The organism is Nocardia sp. NBC_01388, assembly GCF_045040085.1.
In the GTDB taxonomy this organism is placed as follows: domain Bacteria; phylum Actinomycetota; class Actinomycetes; order Mycobacteriales; family Mycobacteriaceae; genus Nocardia.
Map to the genome: position 1 here is coordinate 2,452,107 of NZ_CP109553.1, position 18,006 is coordinate 2,470,112.

Sequence of the window (18,006 nt, forward strand, 5' to 3'; positions counted from 1 at the left end):
TACAGGTTCCGGAGATCGTCGTCGACCATCCGGCGCACCGCACCTCTCCCCTGACATCGCCGAACGACACGGGGTTCGAATTGCTGGAGGATCTCGGGCCCCGGGAGTTAGCCTCCCGCTATCTCGATCGCCTGATCGGATCGACGCATTCGAGCGAACCCCGTGTCCCGCGGGCCCGGGTCCGCCATAATGCTGGACGGCCGCCCAGTTCAATGATCGCCCGATGAGGAGTCCCCTTGCGACCGCACACCCGCCGTCACGCGCTGGCCACCCTGGCCGTGGTCGCCACCGCACTGCTCGCGAGCGCCGTTCCCGCCCAGGCCCGCCCGGCCCCGGCCACGCTGCCCGCGCTCGGCGGCGACTTCTACTGGGGTGTGGCCACCGCGGGCTTCCAATCCGAAGGCCATGCGCCCGATAGCAATTGGCTGCGCTACAGCACTACGCACGCCGACTACGACCGCTACGGCGACAGCGTCGACTTCTACACCCGCTACGCCTCCGATATCGCGCTCGCCAAGAACCTGGGCGTGAACGTGTACCGCCTCAGCATCGAATGGGCGCGCGTGCAGCCGCAGCCGGGGGTGTGGGACGAGGCCGGATTCGCCTTCTACGACAGGGTGATCGCCGCCATCCGCGCGGCGGGCATGCGGCCCATGCTGACCCTGGACCACTGGGTGTATCCGGGCTGGGAGGCCGATCGCGGCGGCTGGGGCAATCCGGGCATGGTGTCGGACTGGCTCAGCAATATGCGCACCGTGGTCGACCGGTACGCGGGGGATGATCCGCTGTGGGTGACCATCAACGAACCGACCGCGTACATGATGAACGAGGTGCGCAACGGCGGGCTGCCGATCACCGGCCTGCTCACCATGCAGGACCGGCTCGCCGCCGCGCACAACAGCATCTACGACTACATCCACCAGGTGCAGCCCGGCGCGATGGTCACCAGCAATGTCGCCTACATTCCGGCGGCGGATCCGGTGGTCAACGGCGCGATCCTGGACAAGATCGCGGCCAAGCTGGACTACGTCGGGATCGACTACTACTACGGCATGTCCGCCGAGGTGGCCGCCGAATACACCGCGTACGCGCAGTCGGCGCTGTGGAAGCTGCCGCTGCAGGCCGACGGCATCTATTACACGCTGCGGCATTTCGCGCAGCTGTTCCCCGGAAAGCCGCTCTACATCATCGAGAACGGCATGCCCACCGAGAACGGGCAGCCGCGCTTCGACGGCTACAGCCGCGCGGATGATCTGCGCGACACCATGTATTGGATCCAGCGCGCCAAGGCCGACGGCATGAACGTCATGGGCTACAACTACTGGAGTCTGACCGACAATTACGAATGGGGTTCCTACACACCTCGTTTCGGGCTGTACACGGTGGATGTACGCAACGATCCGGCGCGGACCCGACGCCCGACCGATGCGGTGGCGGCCTACCGGAGCATCACGCACGACGGGGGTGTTCCGGCGGATTATCTGCCGACGAGGGCGCCGACCACGTGTTCACTGGTGGATGCGCTGGAGAGCTGCACCGATCCGGTGGCGCTGCCGCGGTAACCGGCGCGGCGACTGCGCCCCGGACCTCGACCGGCGGTATGTGACCAGCCGCACCGGCCCGTCCCGCGACACGCATCCTGCTGCACCGAGTTTCAGCAATCCAACAGTTAACCTCCAAACGGGACATTTCGACCGCTCGTCCCGGAGGAGGAGCACCGATGCACAGACGCCTGCGCCGACTCGTCCTGGCCGGGATAGCCACGGCCTCGACACTGCTGCCGGTGGCTGCCGTCGGACACGCCACCCCGCCGGCGGCGGCCTCCGCCGCGCACGGGTCGCTCGGCGAGAACTTCCGATGGGGTGTCGCGGCCTCGGGCTTCCAATCCGAGGGCCACGCGCCCGACAGCAATTGGCTGCGCTATATCGCGGCCAATCCCAGCTGGGACCCGTATCAGAACTCCATCGATTTCCGCTCGCGCTACCCCTCCGATATCGCCCTCGCCGCCGGGCTCGGGGTGAAGGTCTTCCGCGTCGGCATCGAATGGGCGCGCCTGCAACCCACCCCCGACGCCTGGGACGAGAATGCGTTCGCCTTCTACGATTCGGTCGTCAACGACATTGTCCAGGCCGGAATGCAGCCCATGCTGACGCTCGATCACTGGGTGTATCCGGGCTGGGAGGCCGACCGCGGGGGCTGGAACAATCCCGGCATCGTGGCGGACTGGCTCACCAATATGCGCAAGGTGGTGGACCGGTACGCCGTGCGAAACCCGGTGTGGGTCACCATCAATGAGCCGGTCGCCTACATCATGCACGAGGTGCGGCTGAACAATACCGACGCCGATACCATGCTCGACCGGGTCGCCGATGCGCACAATCAGATCTACGACTACATCCACCAGGTACAGCCCAATGCGCAGGTGACCAGCAATGTCGGCTATGTCGCCGGGGCCGAGTCCGAGGTCAACGGGCCGCTCATGGATCGCATCGGCGACAAGCTCGACTTCATCGGCGTGGATTACTACTTCGGCTACGAGCCGCCCAGATCCAATGCCGTCGCCCAGCCCGACGGCTCGGCCCCGACGGCCGTGGGCATGTGGAATCTGCCGGTGCGGCCCGAGGGCATCTACTATGCGCTACAACACTATTCGAAGCTGTTCCCGAACAAGCCGCTGTGGGTCGTGGAGAACGGGATGCCCACCGAGGCGGGCAATCCGCGGGCGGACGGCTACACCCGCTCCGATCACATGCGCGATACCGTCTACTGGCTGCAGCGCGCCAAGGCCGACGGCATGAACGTGGTCGGCTACAACTACTGGAGCATTACCGACAACTACGAATGGGGCTCGTACGCACCACGTTTCGGCCTCTACACGGTGGACGTGCGTGCCGACGGGAATCTGACGCGCCAGCCCACCGAGGCGGTGGACACCTACCGGCAGATCGTCGCCAGGAACGGTGTGCCCGCCAGTTATGTGCCGGTGCGCGGCCCCTCCGATTGCGGGCTGGTCGATCCCCCGGCCAGCTGCGACACCCCCGTCTCGGTTCCGTAGCAGCTCCGGCCGGGCTCCGCCGGATCATGATCACCGCCCGCGCCCGCGCGTTTTACCACCCATAGCGGGTTGCGCAAATTTGTTGTGCCACACTCTGACCGGCTTCGGAGCGCCGTCGCCGCCGGGCGCGAAAGGGTGGAACATCGGATGAGACTGCACCGCTGGGCGAGGTACGGAGTGGGAGCGGCGGCGATCCCGCTGCTGCTGACCGGATGTGGTCCGAGCGGGTCGAATGTCGCGGCGCCCACCACCGTCAGCTCCTCGGCGAGCGGGGCCACAACGTCCGGGAAGGCCGCGCCCGCTGGGGCGCCCGCGGCCGGTGCGCCGTTGTCCTCGGTGGTGTCCTGGATCCATGCGGGCAGCACCGTCGATATCTCGAAGTTCCACACCGCCACCACGACGGACGGGACGGTCAACGATCTCGGATCCGATATCGCCTTCGTCAGCCCGACCAAGAAGATCGAATGCATGACCGACGACCGGGCCGCCTCCTCATCCACCGGTCTGTCGTGTCTGGTCCAACTCGACAACCCACCGCCGAAGCCGAGTGACAATCACGGGAACTGGGTGGGCGGCTGGGTCGATTACCCCGGCAGCACGGTGGGTGTGGGCAGCCTGCACGGTGATCCGGGCCAGTTCACCTCGGGCACCGGCAATACGCTGGGGTACGGGAGTCGAATCACGTTCGGCGACTACGACTGCCGGATGGACAGCACCGGGTTGCTGTGCGCCGATCAATCGGCCGGTTCCGGACTGCAGGTGAGTTCCTCGGGCGCGGTGCCCTTCGGCTGCCTCAGCAAGACGACAACGCCGGAGTACGGCCTCTCCTATGCCTGCGATACGTCGAGTACGACGACCACCGAACGCAGCACGCTCCCGCATCCGTAGCGGTGCCGACTCACTCGGTGGTGCGCAGGTCCTCGGTGCGCTGCCGCAGGTGATCGAGCAGTTTGTCCGAATCGTCGAAATCGGCGGGGTCGATGGGCGCACCGAAATGAATGGTCACCCGCTGGCGGCGGTCGAAGGCCGGGCCGTCGCCGCGCACCCGCCGCATCGGCAGCACCCGGTCGGTGCCGGCGGTGCACACCGGAATGATCGGAACGCCCGTCGCCAGCGCCAGTTTCGCCACACCCGGCTTGTACGGCTCGCGTTCACCGGCCGGGACCAGCCGTCCCTCCGGATAGATGATCAGCACGCCCCCGTGCCGCAGAATCTGCTCGGCCTGCGAGAGGGCCGCCTGCCCGGACTCACTGTCGCGCCGCAGGACCGGAATCTGCCCGAGCCGCCGCACCAGCCAGCCGACGACCGGCCACGACCACAGCTCCGCCATCGCGATGGCGACGGCCCGCCGTCGCAACGCGCCCCAGAGGAATACCGCGTCCAGCATCGAAATGTGATTGCTCGCCACGATCACCGCGCCGTCCTTCGGCACCAGTTCTCGTCCGATCACGGTGACGTGCACGACGTTCGACCATGCCAGGCCGCGCAGCACCCGCCGCACCAGCTTCGTGGTCACCCAAGCGCGTTTGCCCAGGCCCTTGGGCCGCGGCGCGGATTCGTCATTCATGAAAACCCCCTGATTGTCCGGCCTGGAACTGGTTCCATCCTGGCACCAGGACGGCGGGACCGACACCCGCGGCGATCCTCAGTTGTTCGCGGGCACACCCGCCGAGTGATCGATGAGCGCGCCGAACACCCGCGTTTCGCCAGGAAGTATCCGAATCGTTGTGTGACGCTGCATATTTCGATCTCGTCCCCCGGAAACGCGCACAAGGAATACGCTTTTGGGTACGAGCGTTGCGGTTTCGGCAAGGGCCGCACTGCCCGTCAGCGCGTGGGAGTACATCATGGACACCGATCCCCTGACGTCAGCGACTCACCAACTTCACTTCGAGCATTTCGACGCCATTCAGGCCCAGGAGCACCGCGAGGAAGTCGAAGCGATCTTCCGCGGCTCGTACCTCGAAGCGATCCACTCCGGTATGGCAGTGGAATCACCGCGGGCCTTCATGCAGCGGTTCGACGCGTACACCGCCCCGAACCGGCCCACCGGATTCGAACTCGTCATCGCCCACCGCGGCAAGCAACCGTGCGGCCAGGCCTGGGGGTGGCCATTGCAGCGCAATACCGCGTGGTGGGGCGGCCTGATGCTCGACTCGGACGATATCGACGAGTTCATCGTCGAGGACGGCACGCGGACCTTCGCGTTGAGCGAGATCATGGTGCACTCCGAACTGGCCGGGCAGGGCATCGCCCAGTCGCTGCACAACGAATTGCTCGACAGCCGCCCCGAGAGCCGCGCCACCCTGCTGGTTCATCCCGGTAACCCGCGCGCGTACGACACGTACCTGCGCTGGGGCTGGTACCGGGTCGGCGTGCTGCGCCAAAGCTGGCCCAAGGCACCGAGATTCGATGTGCTGATCCACGATCTGCGCAGCTGACCGCCGGAAATGAGCCGTCCGCCCCGCCCGGGTGGAATCGCTACCCCGCCGGGGTGGAATCACTCCGCGATCGGAGTGGCGCGCTCAGCTGTCCTGCTCGCCGGCGAATTCCTTGACGGCACGCTCGATTTCGTCGGCCAGCGTCGCGCCGCCCACTTCCCAGGCCGCGGCGCGGTAGCGGTCGCGGAAGCGAGTGAGGTCGGTGCCGATGCCTTCGCCGCCGTAGCTGGTGGCCGCGGCGTCGGCGAAGGTGCGGACCATGTCGTCGGCGAGGTCGGCGATGCGGGCGCGGATGAGTTTGCGCAGGGCGCCGGCGAGGGTGACGTCGGTGCCCACGTCGTAGAGGATGAGCGCACCTTTGAGCATGGGCTGATCCGGGATGCGCCAGCCTTCGCCGCAGGGTTCGAGGTATTGCGCGGCACACAGTTCGTCGAGAATTTCCGCCCGCCGATCGCCGAGCAGTTCCGAGAGTTGCTCATCGGAAACCACGACCGCCGGTTCCGCGGGCATGGGCTGGCTCGGGCCGAAGACCGTGCGCCAGTCGGTGCCGGCCGTTTCGGTCGCGAACACCTCGCGAATGGCGTCCAGTCGCAGGCCCCGCGCCTGCATAGCGCCGATATCGCGGAGCCGGTCCAGGTGTTCGTCGGTGTAGACGGCCTCTTTTCCGGCCCGCCCGGCTTTCGGCAGCACATCCAGCGATTGGTAGTAGCGGATGGTGCGCGCCGGCACCCCGCTGAGTTCGGCGAGTTGCGCGCGGCTGTATCGGGGCACCGGGTCAGCATAGAAGACGCGGGCAGTAACGTTGACAGTGGCAACTGTCCGCATTACCGTAACCGCCGCCACACGTGTCGACGACGACCAGGGAGTTTGCGATGACCCAACGCGAGACCGATTTCGATGTGCTCATCGTCGGATCCGGATTCGGCGGCAGCGTGACCGCGCTGCGCCTGGTCGAGAAGGGTTATCGCGTCGGCGTCCTCGAGGCCGGTCAGCGCTACGCCGACGACGAGCTGCCCGAGACCAGCTGGGACCTGCGCAAATTCCTGTGGGCGCCGAAGCTCGGGTGCTACGGCATCCAGCGCATTCATCCGCTGCGCGATGTGCTCATTCTGGCGGGCGCGGGCGTCGGCGGCGGTTCGCTGAACTACGCCAACACCCTCTATGTGCCGCCGACGCCGTTCTTCGAGGACGCGCAGTGGCGGGAGATCACCGACTGGCGCGATGAGCTCATGCCGTACTACGAGCAGGCGCAGAAGATGCTCGGTGTGGTGCGCAATCCGCATATGACGCCCGCCGACGAGGTGTTCAAGCAGGTCGCCGAGGATATGGGCGTCGGCGACACCTTCGTGCAGACCCCGGTCGGGGTGTTCTTCGGCGAACCGGGCAAGAAGGTCGCCGACCCGTACTTCGGCGGCGCGGGACCCGAGCGCACCGGCTGTATCGAATGCGGCGAGTGCATGACGGGCTGCCGCCACAATGCCAAGAACACCCTGGTCAAGAACTACCTATACCTAGCGGAAACGGCGGGGGCGCAGGTCATTCCGATGACCACCGTCGCGACCGTGCGGCCGCTGCCGGACGGTACCTGGGATGTGGAGACCGAGCGCACCGGCGCCTGGGTGCGCAAGCAGCCCAAGACCTACACCGCCGCACACGTGGTGCTGGCCGCCGGCACCCGCGGCACCCAGAAGCTGCTGTTCGCCAATCGCGACAAGGGCACGCTGCCGCAGCTTTCCGCCCGCCTGGGCGTGCTGACGCGCACCAATTCCGAATCGATCGTCGGCGCGGCCACCCGGAAGGTGAACCCGGACATCGACTTCACCCGCGGCGTGGCCATCACCTCCTCGATCCACCCCACGCCCGACACCCATATCGAACCGGTGCGCTACGGCAAGGGCTCCAATTCGATGGGCCTGCTGCAGACCCTCATGGTCGACGGCGGCGGCCGTATCCCGCGCTGGCTGCGCTTCCTGCTGACGGTGCTGCGGCATCCGCTGACCCTGCTGCAGTTCATGTCGGTCAAGAACTGGAGCGAGCGGACCATCATCGCGCTGGTCATGCAGAATCTCGACAATTCCATCACCACCTACACCAAGCGCGGACTCTTCGGCCGCTCCCTGACCTCCAAACAGGGCCACGGCGAACCGAATCCGACCTGGATCCCCGCGGGCAACGAGGTCACCCGCGCGGTGGCCGACAAGATCGGCGGTGTGGCGGGCGGCTCCTGGGGTGAGGTCTTCAATATCCCGCTGACCGCACACTTCCTCGGCGGCGCGGTCATCGGCGCGGACCGCGACAGCGGTGTCATCGACCCGTACCACCGCGTGTACGGCTACCCGACCCTCAGTGTGGTCGACGGGGCGGCGGTCTCGGCCAACCTCGGGGTGAACCCGTCGCTGACGATCACCGCGCAGGCCGAGCGCGCGGCGGCCATGTGGCCCAACAAGGGTGAGGTCGACACCCGCCCGGAGCCGGGCAGCGCCTATGAGCGCATCGCACCGGTGGCCCCCAACCAGCCCGTTGTCCCGGTCGGCGCGCCCGCAGCCTTGATGCTGCCGATCGTCGAGATCCGCAGCGGCAAGATCGAATCCGCCTGACGGCGAGATCCACCGAAGCAGACATCCACCGAAAAGATTGCCCGCCCTGCCAATTGGCAGGGCGGGCAATTTCGTTGCCTGCGGACCTGCTGATCAGCTCAGCGCGGGCTCGGTGGCGGCGTGATCCTCCGCGTGGGCGGAGGCGGCGGCGCGGCTCGGGAGCAGGATCGCCATGACGATGACCACCAGGGCCAGGACTGCGGAGACCGCGAAGGCCAGGCGCATACCGTCCAGGTGGGCGGAGATCGGGTCGTGGCCGCTGTTCACCAGTGAGGTTGCGCGGGTGGTCATCACGGTGATGACCAGCGCGGTGCCGAAGGCCGCGGAGACCTGCTGCAGGGTGCCCAGCATCGAGCTGCCGTGCGAGTACAGGTGCGGCGGCAGCGCGCCCAGGCCCAGGGTGAAGACCGGGGTGAAGGTCGCCGCCAGCGAGACCATCAGCAGGATGTGCAGGGCCAGCAGCTGCCCGTACGGCATGTGCAGGGAGATCTGGGTGAAGCCGGCCAGCGCGGCGGTAATGCCGATCGAGCCGGGAATCACCAGCCAGCGGCCGCCGAAGCGGTCGAAGAGCTTGCCGATGGTGGGGCCGAGCAGACCCATGGCCAGACCGCCGGGCATGACCAGCAGACCGGTCTCCAGCGCGCTGAGCCCGCGCAGATTCTGCAGGTACAGCGGCAGCAGCATCATCGATCCGAGCATGGCCAGGAACGCGACCGCCATCAGCACCAGCGCCTTGGTGTAGGTGCCGATCAGCAGCACACGCAGGTCCAGCAGCGGACTGCCGGTGCGCTGCAGGCGAATCTGACGCGCCGCGAACACCGCGATCAGGACCGCGCCGGCGGCGACGATACCGATGGCCTCGGTGTCATTGCCTCCGCCGATCTTGCTGAGCCCGTAGACCAGACCACCGAATCCGAGCGCCGCGAAGCCCACGCTGTATCCGTCGATCGCACCGGACTGCGGTTCGCCGACATTCTCCAGGTGCCGCAGGCCGAACCAGGTGACACCGGCCGCGATCGGCAGCACCAGCACGAACAGCCAACGCCACGAACCGATCTGCAGCACCAGGCCGGAGATGACCGGGCCCATGGCCGGGGCGACCGAGATGGCCAGGGTGACATTGCCCATCACCCGGCCGCGGTCCTGTTCGGGGACCACCGTCATCAGCGTGGTCATCAGCAGCGGCATCATGACCGCGGTGCCGCAGGCCTGGATGACGCGCCCGAGCAGCAGCACCGAGAAGGTCGGCGCGACCGAGGAGAGCGCGGTGCCGACCAGGAAGATGCCCATGGCCAGGGAGTAGGCGCGGCGGGTGGTGACCCGCTGCAGGAACCACCCGGTGGTCGGAATGACCGCGGCCATGGTGAGCATGAAGGCGGTGGAGACCCACTGCGCCGAGCGTTCGCCGACGTGCAGATCGGTCATGAGGCGCGGGATCGCGTTGATCATGATGGTTTCGTTGAGAATCACCACGAAGGTCGCGAGCACCAGCACCCGGATCACGGTGGGGGTCCTGCCTCCCGCCGTGGACTGAGTGGATACTTCGGCGTGCATCGGATACCTCCGGGCGTTCGTGAGCGTAGGACGTGTGGCCCGATGCCGAGTCGCCGCATTCCCGCGTCCCGGCGCCACACCAGATCAGACGGGACCAGCTCGCACAACTCATCGGTCGGGCGTCAGTATCCCCGGGCGCACCGACGAACTTCAGACATTTTTCCGCCCGGAAGGCGGCTCAGCGGAGTCGAAATTGGCTGTTAACCAGCACTTTTCATTGACCATGAGAGTTGAAAGTGAGGCTGGTCACTCACAATTAGCCGACACCGGAATTCGCACCGCCACCCGGCAGTGCGCGACCCCCCGCCTGCGATCGGCGCCCGACCGCGCACGACCAACAGTCAGCGGGCGTGAATGTGCGCGAACCCCATCGGAGAGGTAGGCGGCGGCACCGCACCCACGGGCGCCCGGAATTCCTGCAGCGCGGGAAGCACATCCACATGGCGCGCGGCATAGCAGCGCACCTGCGGCAGCGCATGCGCGACCTCGCTGCGTTCGAGTGGTTCGGCGTCGATATAACCGACCTGGTCCAGGCTCACTCCCAGGGTCTCGGCAATGCGGGTGATGGCCGCCGATTTGCGACCCCAGCCGACCTCGATGACGGCGAAGCGGTCGTGCAGCCCGTGTTTACGCAACTGTTCGACCGTCCACGCGAATTCACCACGACTGGCGACCGCGTGCATCACTCCGCGTTCCCGCAGAATGCGCAGCGCGCGCACCGCCTCGGCGCGCAGTGCGCCGTCGGTCGAATCGCAGACCACTCCGTCCCACAGGGAGTTGTCCACCTCCCAGACAAGACATTTCACTGTCGGTGTGTTCATCCTGCCCCTACAGTCGTCCAGCCCGCACCCGTACCACTCGATCACAACAGCGGGTGCGGCAACCACTTCCGGTCCCACGGTGTGGGCGGCCCCCACTTCCGAGAACCGCCCGCGCGTGACATCGTAGGGTCCGTCTGGGCCAATACACCAGCGCTGGCAAATGCGAGACGGTTACGTTTCAGTGCCGGTGATGTATCCATGATCGCGTAGTGATCACCGGTGACCGGGCCGGATGCGAGAACGAGGAACGGAAAGGGGCGAGGCCGATGCGGCAGCGCTGGAAACTATCAGGTGGCTTGCTCGCGCTGACGGTAGTGCTGGGCGGTTGCGGTGCCGCCGAGGAATCCTCTCCTGTCATCGTCGGTTCGCTGAGTACCTCCTCGACCCATCCCGCCGCGCCCGCGCCGGCGCCGACCACTGCCACCGGCCATCCCATCGCCGTCTCCGCCGCCCAGATCCCCGCCGTGGACACCTACGCCGATCAGGCGCTCATCGACCGCACCGAATGGACCGATGCCGTCGACGGCCGCCGTCTGCTGGTCTACCCGACCGACGCCGGCCGCCAGGACACCTTCCCCACCGCCGGTGAACGCGCCTGGCAGGAAATCCTCGTCGACGCCCCGGACGCCGACTCCCCCGGTATGCGTGATCAATTCATGTGCCACTGGGATTTCGCGCGCATTGTCGCGCCCAACAAACCGAGCTGGAATCTGGAGCCGTGGCGGCCCGCGGTCGGCTATCAGGAGACCGTGAACGCGCTGTGCAATCCGGGTGGACCCGAACGCTGAGGGTGCGTTCCGCGCGGTGACGGGACGGCGGGGGCGAAAGGGCTTGCCCGCGAGAACCTTCGAGCCGCTGGGAAAATGTGCGTATCGTTGGTGGCGTCCAGCGCGTACTCCTCGGAGGGAGCGGCACGGTGCGGTCCTGTGCGCCTGCGTCCACCGCCGGGCCGGTTCCCGCCCCGGAAGCGGTGTCCGCGCGCATGTTCCCGGCACTGCGCGAAAGTACCGAGACATACCTCGATTCGGCGTCCACCACGCAGAAGCCGCAGGCGGTCATCGCTGCCGTGCAGGGGTATCTGAGTTCGCGGACCGCCAATGCCGGGCGCGGCGGGTATGGGTGGGCGACCACGCTCAGCCGTGAGATCGAGCAGGTGCGCGGGCGTATGGCCGGATTCATCGGCGCCGATCCCGACGAGGTGGTCTTCACGGGCGGGTCGACCGCCGGGCTCAATGCGGTCGCGTTGTCGTGGGGGCTGGCGAATCTGCGCGACGGCGACGAAATCCTCTACAGCCCACGAGATCACGCCTCGAATGTGTATCCGTGGGTGCAGCTGCGGCAGATCTTGGCCGGGTTCGGGCGGACGATCCGGTTGGTGCCGTACCGGATCAGCGCGCTCGGTGAAGCCGATATCGAGGACATCCTGGCGAAGGCGGGGCCGAGCACCCGGCTCATCACCGTCGGGCATCTGCATCATGTGTTCGGCGCGCTGAGCACGCTGGAGGAATTGCGCGGGCGCATCGACCCGGCGATCGCGCTGTGTTTCGACTGCAGTCAGAGCGGCGGGCATCTGCCGGTGCGGGTGGACGAGCTCGACGCCGATTTCGCGGTGTTCGCCGCGCACAAGATGTTCGGAGCACCGGGCACCGGGGTGCTGTACTGCCGCCGCCGGCGCCACGCGGAGCTGTCCCCGTTCCTGCCCGGCGGCAACTCCGGTGTGTCCCTCGATGATCGCGGCCTGCACGCCGGGCCGATGCCGCAGCTGCTCGAGGGCGGTACCCACAATATTCCGGGCATCCTCGCCCTGGGCGCGGCCCTCGAGGTGCTCGGCGAGATCGGCCTGGGCACCATCCACACCCACAATCGTGCCCTGACCCGCCGCCTCATCGCCGGGCTGCGCCCTGTCCCGGGACTGGATTTCCGGCCCGGTCCCGCATACGCCCCCTGTGAAACCGGTTACGGCATAGTCTCTTTCACACTGCACGGTATCGGCGCGAACGACTTGGGGTTCGTGCTCGGCGAACTCGGGTTCCTGGTGCGCACCGGCGCGCACTGTGTGCCCGGCGAATCCGAGGACGAGGATTCGGTGCGGGTGAGCACCCACATCTACAACACCTTCGACGAGATCGACCGCTTCACCGACTGTGTAGCCACGATTGCCGAGGAGGTCGCATGACCACGAATGGCCACGAACCCCGCTACGAACGGCGCGCTGCTTCCCGGGTGCTGGCCGTGCTGGCCCGGCCCGGATTGTTCGCCGGGGCCGCGGCGGCGCAGGCGCAGCGCATCGAATACACCTGTGCGCCACTGCGTCCGGAGCCGGGATCGCATCTGACCCTGTCGCAGCGGCTGTATCTGGAACGGTTCATGCGCCCGTGCCGGGCCGATCAGGTCACCAGCGCCACCCATCGCATCGCCTGGACCGACAGCGCCGGGATCCCCAATACCGGGCATTTCCATTCCGGTGGGCTGGGGCCGATCGTGCCGATCGCCATGCGGGAGGCGGTGCTGACGCTGTGGCATGCGCTCGGCGCCGATACCGGGCTGGCGCACCGCATTTCGAGTTTGAGTGAGCGGGATCGGGATGTGCTCGCGGGCACCACCACCGATCACGAACCCCTCGATATCTTCCGGGTCGGGATCGAGGCGGCCGGGCGGGCGCTGGCACAGCACGCGCTGCTGGCGCGCTGGACGCCGTATCGCACCCCGGCCGAATTCGCCGCCGGTATGCGCGATTCCGGGATCTACGGGGCGGTGGCCACCCGCTGGTACTGGGAGCTGCAGGCCTCGAGCTATCGGCGCGGCATGATCGCGGTCACGCTGAGCACCCAGCCCGACGGCACCGTGCGCTACTCCGCCGATACCGTCGCCATCCTGCGCTCGATGAAGGACTCCACCATCGAGGACGCGCACCGGATCATGCGCCGCGCCACCGTCTCCGAGGGCCTGAGCGTCCCCGACGCCATCGCCAAGTATCACGATGAGCTCGATCTGATCTCCCGCCAGTACGCGCTGCTGCCGCCCGGCACCCGCCCGGCCTGCCTGGCCGCCATGCCGCATCAGCTCGACGGCGCGCACTACAGCATTCTGCCGGTGGTGCTGGACCGCTTCACCGAGGTGTTCACCGCGATCGCCGAACGCCTGACCATCGCCGAGGTGCCCGCCGACACCGGTACGGCCACCGGCGAACTCACCGCCGAGGACCAGGTGTTCTACGTCCCCGACATGAACTGCAAACACTGCGTGCGCACCATTACCGGGGTGCTGGAATCGATGGATATCGCCGTGCACGATATCGACCTGATCAGCAAACGCGTCGCCGCCGAATTCCGCAGCCCGCGCAATCGCCATCGCGCCTTCGAAGCATTGCGCGACGGCGGCTACAACCCGACCACCGATGTGCCCGCCCCGGCGACGTCGGAAACCGCGGTTTAACGCTTCCTCTGTCTTAGGCAGAGGATTTCACGCTCAGACCGCACCCGAGCCAACCGCCCGAAGGAGGTGATCCGAATGTCTGATGTCGTCGACACGTGTGTGGCCGCGCTCTGCCACAGCCAGAATCACTCTGGCAGCGTTCCGATCCCGATCGTCGGTAAACCCGCAACGGTGGCATCGGAAGGTTCGTTCGCCGAGTTCGAGTCGCTGCTTGGCTCTCGCGAAACAACTCGAACACGTCATGCTCGTATAGGCGGGCTGCACCAACACCACCTTCCGGCCAGCCCGCACGCCACGCTCGATCAACTCTCGTTTACCCGCACCGATCGCGGCGTCCGCCGCCTTGCGCGCCATCGTGGACTTCGCCAGAAACGCCGGCTTGAAATCCTCTACCGCGATCAACCCGTGGTTGTCGACAACAGTTTTCGCCCACACCCGCGAGTCGTGCTGGGTTTGCCGGGCCGCTTTTTTGTGCAACTTCGCGGCCGCGTGTGCGGCCAGTCGATACCCTCGCGACTGTGGGCCTTGTTTGATGCGCCGCCTGGCCATCCTGCGTTGCTCCCGAGCCAGTTCCGCCGCACAGCGCATGCGGCACCCGCAGTGTGGCAGATCGAACGACAGGTCCGTGGTAGTGGCAGTCACACTCACCCCCCAGTCGATGCCGATACTCTCCACCATGGTGGGTCCCGGTTCGACAGTTCGGCGGACGACGAACGACGCGTACCAGTGCCCGAGCGAATCTTGATTCACCCGAACGCTTGTCGGTTCGGACGGCAATTCCCGCGACCACACGACTGGGATGCTGACGCCCTTGGCAAGTACCAGACGACCATCGCTGAGGGTGAAGCCACGACGCGTGTACTCCAGCGACACCTGAGTGGTTTTGCGTGGCTTAAACTTCGGCCGCCCTCGACCCTTCACTGTGAACGACTGAGCGTGTGCTTGCGCGTAAGTCCGCAGCGTCTGCTGTTGCGCGACCTGCGAACCCTCCCGCAACCAACCATTACACGCGCGAGCTTCGGTAAGGAGCTTGCTGAGCTTGCTGAATGTCGGTTTGTTCCCCGACTTCTCCTGGTGAACGGCTTCATTCCACAGAAAGCGGCAGCGATGCCACTCCTCCAGTAGGGCTGCCAACGCGGTGCGGCCGGGCCGCAGCCGAAAGCTATACCTCACCACCTCATCCACAACTGGCAACATATCTGCCCCCACCGACAAAAGGAGGAAGGCGCTTCCTCCCCTTCGCCAACGAGGGGTATCCGCGCCGAACATCAGATGACGGCTTGGGCTCCGCCGCGACTGCCGGCAAAAATAGATCCGCTGGTGCGCGCCTTCTTGGGGGCGCCCGGTGCGGCGGAGCAGGCGCTCCTGCGGTTCGGGTCGCCCGCGCATCTGGTGTTCCCGCAGGTGTTCGCGGACAATCTGGCGCGGTTGCGGGCGGTGCTGGAGCCGGGGTTGCCGGGGTATCGGATCTGCTATGCGCACAAGGTGAATCAGTCGCGGGCGTTCGTGCGGACCGCCGAGCAGGCGGGGGTCGGCATCGATGTGGCGTCGGAGGCGGAGCTGGCCGGAGCGATGGGGGCCGGATTCGGGTCGGCGCGGATCGAGGTGACCGGGCCCAAGGGTGAGGAGTTCCTGCGCGAGCTCGTCGCCACCGGTGTCACGATCAATATCGACAACCTCTGGGAGCTGCATCGGGTGGCCGAGCTCGCGGGTCCGTATGCCAATGTGCCGGTGCTGGTGCGGCTGTCGGGGTTCGCGGGCACGCCGGTGAGCCGGTTCGGGGTGCCGCTGGGGCAGGCGGAGGAAATTCTGGCGGCACTGGCGGCGCATCGCGGGCGGATCGATTTCCGCGGCTTCGCCTTTCATATCGATTCCGGGGAGCCCGGTGAGCGATTGCGCGCGGTCGAGGCCTGCCTGGAACTGACCGAACGCGCCTACGCGCACGGACTTTCCCCGGCGGTGCTCGATATCGGCGGCGGATTCAGGCAGGTGTTCACCGCGGACGCCGATGCGTTCGACGCGTATGTGCACGCACTGCGCGAATCGCTGCTCGGGCACGGGGAACCGATGGCGTGGGGCGGCAATACCTTCGGATTCCAGCTCGAGGGCGGCGCGGTGCACGGCACCCCGGTATTCCACAAATATGCCAATACCGTGCCCGCCGATCGGATGCTCGCCGATCTGCTCGCGGCCGAATTGGAGGGGCACGGCGGGCGCAGTTTCGCGCAGATCGCGGCCGAGAATCTGCTCGAGGTGTGGCTGGAGCCGGGTAAGGCGCTGGTCGACCACGCCGGAATCACCCTGGCCCGGGTGGAATTCGTGAAAGAGACCGCCGACGGCAGCGTGCTGGTCAATGTGGATATCAGCCGCGATACCGTCACCCCCGCCGATCAGGAGGTGATGGTGGATCCGCTGCTGCTGCCCGGTGTGGTGCGCGCACAGGACGATCCGGTCGGAGTGTTCGTGGCGGGGCGGTTGTGCCTGGAACGCGATCTGGTCACCAATCACAAGGTGTGGTTTCCGCAGCGGCCGCGCCCCGGGGATCTGATGGTGTTTCCCAATACCGCTGCCTACCATATGGATTTGTCGGCAGCGCGCGCCTCGATGCATCGACTGCCACCCAAACTCGCGGTGGTGCACCGGTCCAGCGATTTCTCCGAGCAGGGAAAGTACGAGATCTGCCGGGACGAGGACTACGAACCCGAGCTGATCGCCGGCGGTCCATCACGATTCGCAGGCCCGGAATGGCACGGGGTGCAGTGAGATGCGCTACGACCACATCACCGAACTCATCGGCAATACTCCCCTGCTGCGGCTGGATCCGGCCGTGCACGGACTGCGCAATATCGAGCTGTACGCGAAATTGGAGTTCTACAACCCGTTCGGTTCGGTCAAGGATCGGGTGGCGTGGGGCATGATCCGCGACGATCTCGATGACATCGTTGCGCGCGGGCAGACGCTCATCGAGGCCTCCAGCGGCAATACCGCCAAGGCGCTGCGCATTCTGGGCGCTATGCACGGGGTCGGGCTGCGCGCGGTGACCAATCGGATCAAGGTGACCGAGGTGCGGGAACTGCTGCAGCTGTTCGGCACCGATATCGAAGAGCTGCCGGGGCTTTCGGAATGCCCCGATCCGACCGCGCCCAATGATGTGTACTCGGTGATCGACGCGACCATGGCGAAGGCACCCGGTGCGTGGGTGCATCCGTCGCAGTACACCAGCGAGAAGAATATCGAGGCGCACTACGAGGGCACCGGGCGGGAGATCCACGAGGATCTGGCCCGCGACGGCATCACCCGGGTCGACTATCTCGCGGGCGGGCTGGGCACCACCGGTTCCACGCGGGGTGCGGCGACGTTCCTGCGCAAGCACAACCCGGAATTGCGCACCCTCGCGGTGGTTTCCGAGCGCACCGACTTCATTCCGGGTATTCGGTCGGAGACCGAGCTGTGGGATGTGGGGTTGTTCCAGCCCGATTTCTACGATCGCATCATTGCCGTCGAGGCCGGTCGGGCGGTCGATGCCACCGTGGAGCTGGCCACCCGCTACGGCGTGCTGGCCGGCCCGACCAGCGGGGCCACGTACGCGGCGGCGCTGGAACATCTGAGCGCACTGGATCATTCGGCGATCGACGCGGATCGGCCGCTGGTCGCGGTCTTCATCGTCTGCGACCGCATCGAGCCGTATCTGTCCTATATCCGCAAGCGCCGCCCCGAATTGTTCGGCCGCAGCAGCCGCCCCGCCCCGCCCTCGGCCGCGGAACTGGCCGCCACCCCGGCACTTTCACCGCAGCAGCTGCAGGAGCTCGATCGCACCGCGCGCCCCACCATCATCGATACGCGCGGGGCCATGGCCTATCGCATCGCACATGTTCCTGGCGCGATCAATATTCGAGACGATCAACTCGACGATATGCTCGCGCACGGCATCCCGTTCTCCCGCTCGCGTCCGCTCGTGTTCGTCTGCCCGGTCGGGGAGGTGTCCCTGCGCTTCGCCGCGCTGGCACGGCGCGCGGGCTACGACGCGTCGAGTCTGGCGGGCGGCATGGCGGCATGGCGGGACAGCGGCACACCGATGGAATCCGCGCCCCGGACAGGGTGAT

The 18,006-nt window shown here is 66.8% G+C and carries 15 protein-coding genes; 10 read left to right on the forward strand and 5 right to left on the reverse strand.

Features of this window, described 5'->3' with window-relative positions:
• Window positions 1-236: 236 nt before the first annotated feature.
• The 3 genes from OG716_RS11950 (at window position 237) to OG716_RS11960 (ending at window position 3,943) form a co-directional block, all read left to right on the forward strand.
• Window positions 237-1,562, forward strand: a complete 1,326-nt coding sequence (locus OG716_RS11950) for a glycoside hydrolase family 1 protein (RefSeq protein ID WP_405137699.1) — start codon at window positions 237-239, stop codon at window positions 1,560-1,562.
• Between the two features lie 158 nt (window positions 1,563-1,720).
• Complete coding sequence (locus OG716_RS11955) at window positions 1,721-3,055, forward strand: family 1 glycosylhydrolase (RefSeq protein WP_405137700.1); 1,335 nt, start codon at window positions 1,721-1,723, stop codon at window positions 3,053-3,055.
• Window positions 3,056-3,202: 147 nt separating this feature from the next.
• Window positions 3,203-3,943 carry a hypothetical protein gene (locus OG716_RS11960; protein ID WP_405137701.1) on the forward strand — a complete coding sequence of 247 codons (741 nt, stop codon included), beginning with the start codon at window positions 3,203-3,205 and terminating at the stop codon, window positions 3,941-3,943.
• 10 nt (window positions 3,944-3,953) lie between these two features.
• Here the strand turns inward: OG716_RS11960 and OG716_RS11965 are convergent, their stop codons facing one another.
• Window positions 3,954-4,622, reverse strand: a complete 669-nt coding sequence (locus OG716_RS11965) for a lysophospholipid acyltransferase family protein (protein WP_405137702.1) — start codon at window positions 4,620-4,622, stop codon at window positions 3,954-3,956.
• Between the two features lie 217 nt (window positions 4,623-4,839).
• Here OG716_RS11965 and OG716_RS11970 point away from each other — a divergent pair, with 217 nt between their 5' ends.
• On the forward strand, window positions 4,840-5,496 hold the full coding sequence (locus OG716_RS11970) for a GNAT family N-acetyltransferase (protein WP_405137703.1): 657 nt from the start codon (window positions 4,840-4,842) through the stop codon (window positions 5,494-5,496).
• 84 nt (window positions 5,497-5,580) lie between these two features.
• Here OG716_RS11970 and OG716_RS11975 read toward each other — a convergent pair whose 3' ends face one another.
• Entirely contained in the window at window positions 5,581-6,267 is a 687-nt protein-coding gene (locus tag OG716_RS11975; RefSeq protein ID WP_405137704.1) for a MerR family transcriptional regulator, read from the reverse strand.
• Window positions 6,268-6,368: 101 nt separating this feature from the next.
• Between OG716_RS11975 and OG716_RS11980 the strand changes: the two genes are divergently transcribed.
• On the forward strand, window positions 6,369-8,093 hold the full coding sequence (locus tag OG716_RS11980) for a GMC oxidoreductase (RefSeq protein ID WP_405137705.1): 1,725 nt from the start codon (window positions 6,369-6,371) through the stop codon (window positions 8,091-8,093).
• Window positions 8,094-8,186: 93 nt separating this feature from the next.
• Here the strand turns inward: OG716_RS11980 and OG716_RS11985 are convergent, their stop codons facing one another.
• Together OG716_RS11985 and OG716_RS11990 are read right to left on the reverse strand one after the other, a co-directional pair.
• Entirely contained in the window at window positions 8,187-9,647 is a 1,461-nt protein-coding gene (locus OG716_RS11985) for an MDR family MFS transporter (protein ID WP_405137706.1), read from the reverse strand.
• A gap of 341 nt (window positions 9,648-9,988) precedes the next feature.
• Entirely contained in the window at window positions 9,989-10,432 is a 444-nt protein-coding gene (locus OG716_RS11990) for a hypothetical protein (RefSeq protein ID WP_405137707.1), read from the reverse strand.
• Between the two features lie 302 nt (window positions 10,433-10,734).
• Between OG716_RS11990 and OG716_RS11995 the strand changes: the two genes are divergently transcribed.
• The 3 genes from OG716_RS11995 to OG716_RS12005 all read left to right on the forward strand — a co-directional run bounded on the left by OG716_RS11995 (window position 10,735) and on the right by OG716_RS12005 (window position 13,903).
• Window positions 10,735-11,256, forward strand: a complete 522-nt coding sequence (locus OG716_RS11995) for a DUF2599 domain-containing protein (RefSeq protein ID WP_405137708.1) — start codon at window positions 10,735-10,737, stop codon at window positions 11,254-11,256.
• A 128-nt stretch (window positions 11,257-11,384) separates the two neighbouring features.
• Window positions 11,385-12,644: an aminotransferase class V-fold PLP-dependent enzyme gene (locus OG716_RS12000; RefSeq protein ID WP_405137709.1), complete on the forward strand. Its 1,260-nt coding sequence runs from the start codon at window positions 11,385-11,387 to the stop codon at window positions 12,642-12,644.
• Entirely contained in the window at window positions 12,641-13,903 is a 1,263-nt protein-coding gene (locus OG716_RS12005) for a heavy-metal-associated domain-containing protein (protein ID WP_405137710.1), read from the forward strand. The genes OG716_RS12000 and OG716_RS12005 overlap by 4 nt, the downstream gene beginning before the upstream one ends.
• Window positions 13,904-13,936: 33 nt before the next feature.
• Here the strand turns inward: OG716_RS12005 and OG716_RS12010 are convergent, their stop codons facing one another.
• Window positions 13,937-15,088, reverse strand: coding sequence for an RNA-guided endonuclease InsQ/TnpB family protein (locus OG716_RS12010; protein ID WP_405137711.1), 1,152 nt, complete (start codon window positions 15,086-15,088; stop codon window positions 13,937-13,939).
• Between the two features lie 87 nt (window positions 15,089-15,175).
• Between OG716_RS12010 and OG716_RS12015 the strand changes: the two genes are divergently transcribed.
• Window positions 15,176-16,666 (forward strand): alanine racemase, encoded by a 1,491-nt coding sequence (locus tag OG716_RS12015; protein ID WP_405137712.1) that lies wholly within the window; start codon window positions 15,176-15,178, stop codon window positions 16,664-16,666.
• 1 nt (window position 16,667) lies between these two features.
• Window positions 16,668-18,005, forward strand: a complete 1,338-nt coding sequence (locus OG716_RS12020) for a pyridoxal-phosphate dependent enzyme (protein WP_405137713.1) — start codon at window positions 16,668-16,670, stop codon at window positions 18,003-18,005.
• Window position 18,006: the final 1 nt, after the last annotated feature.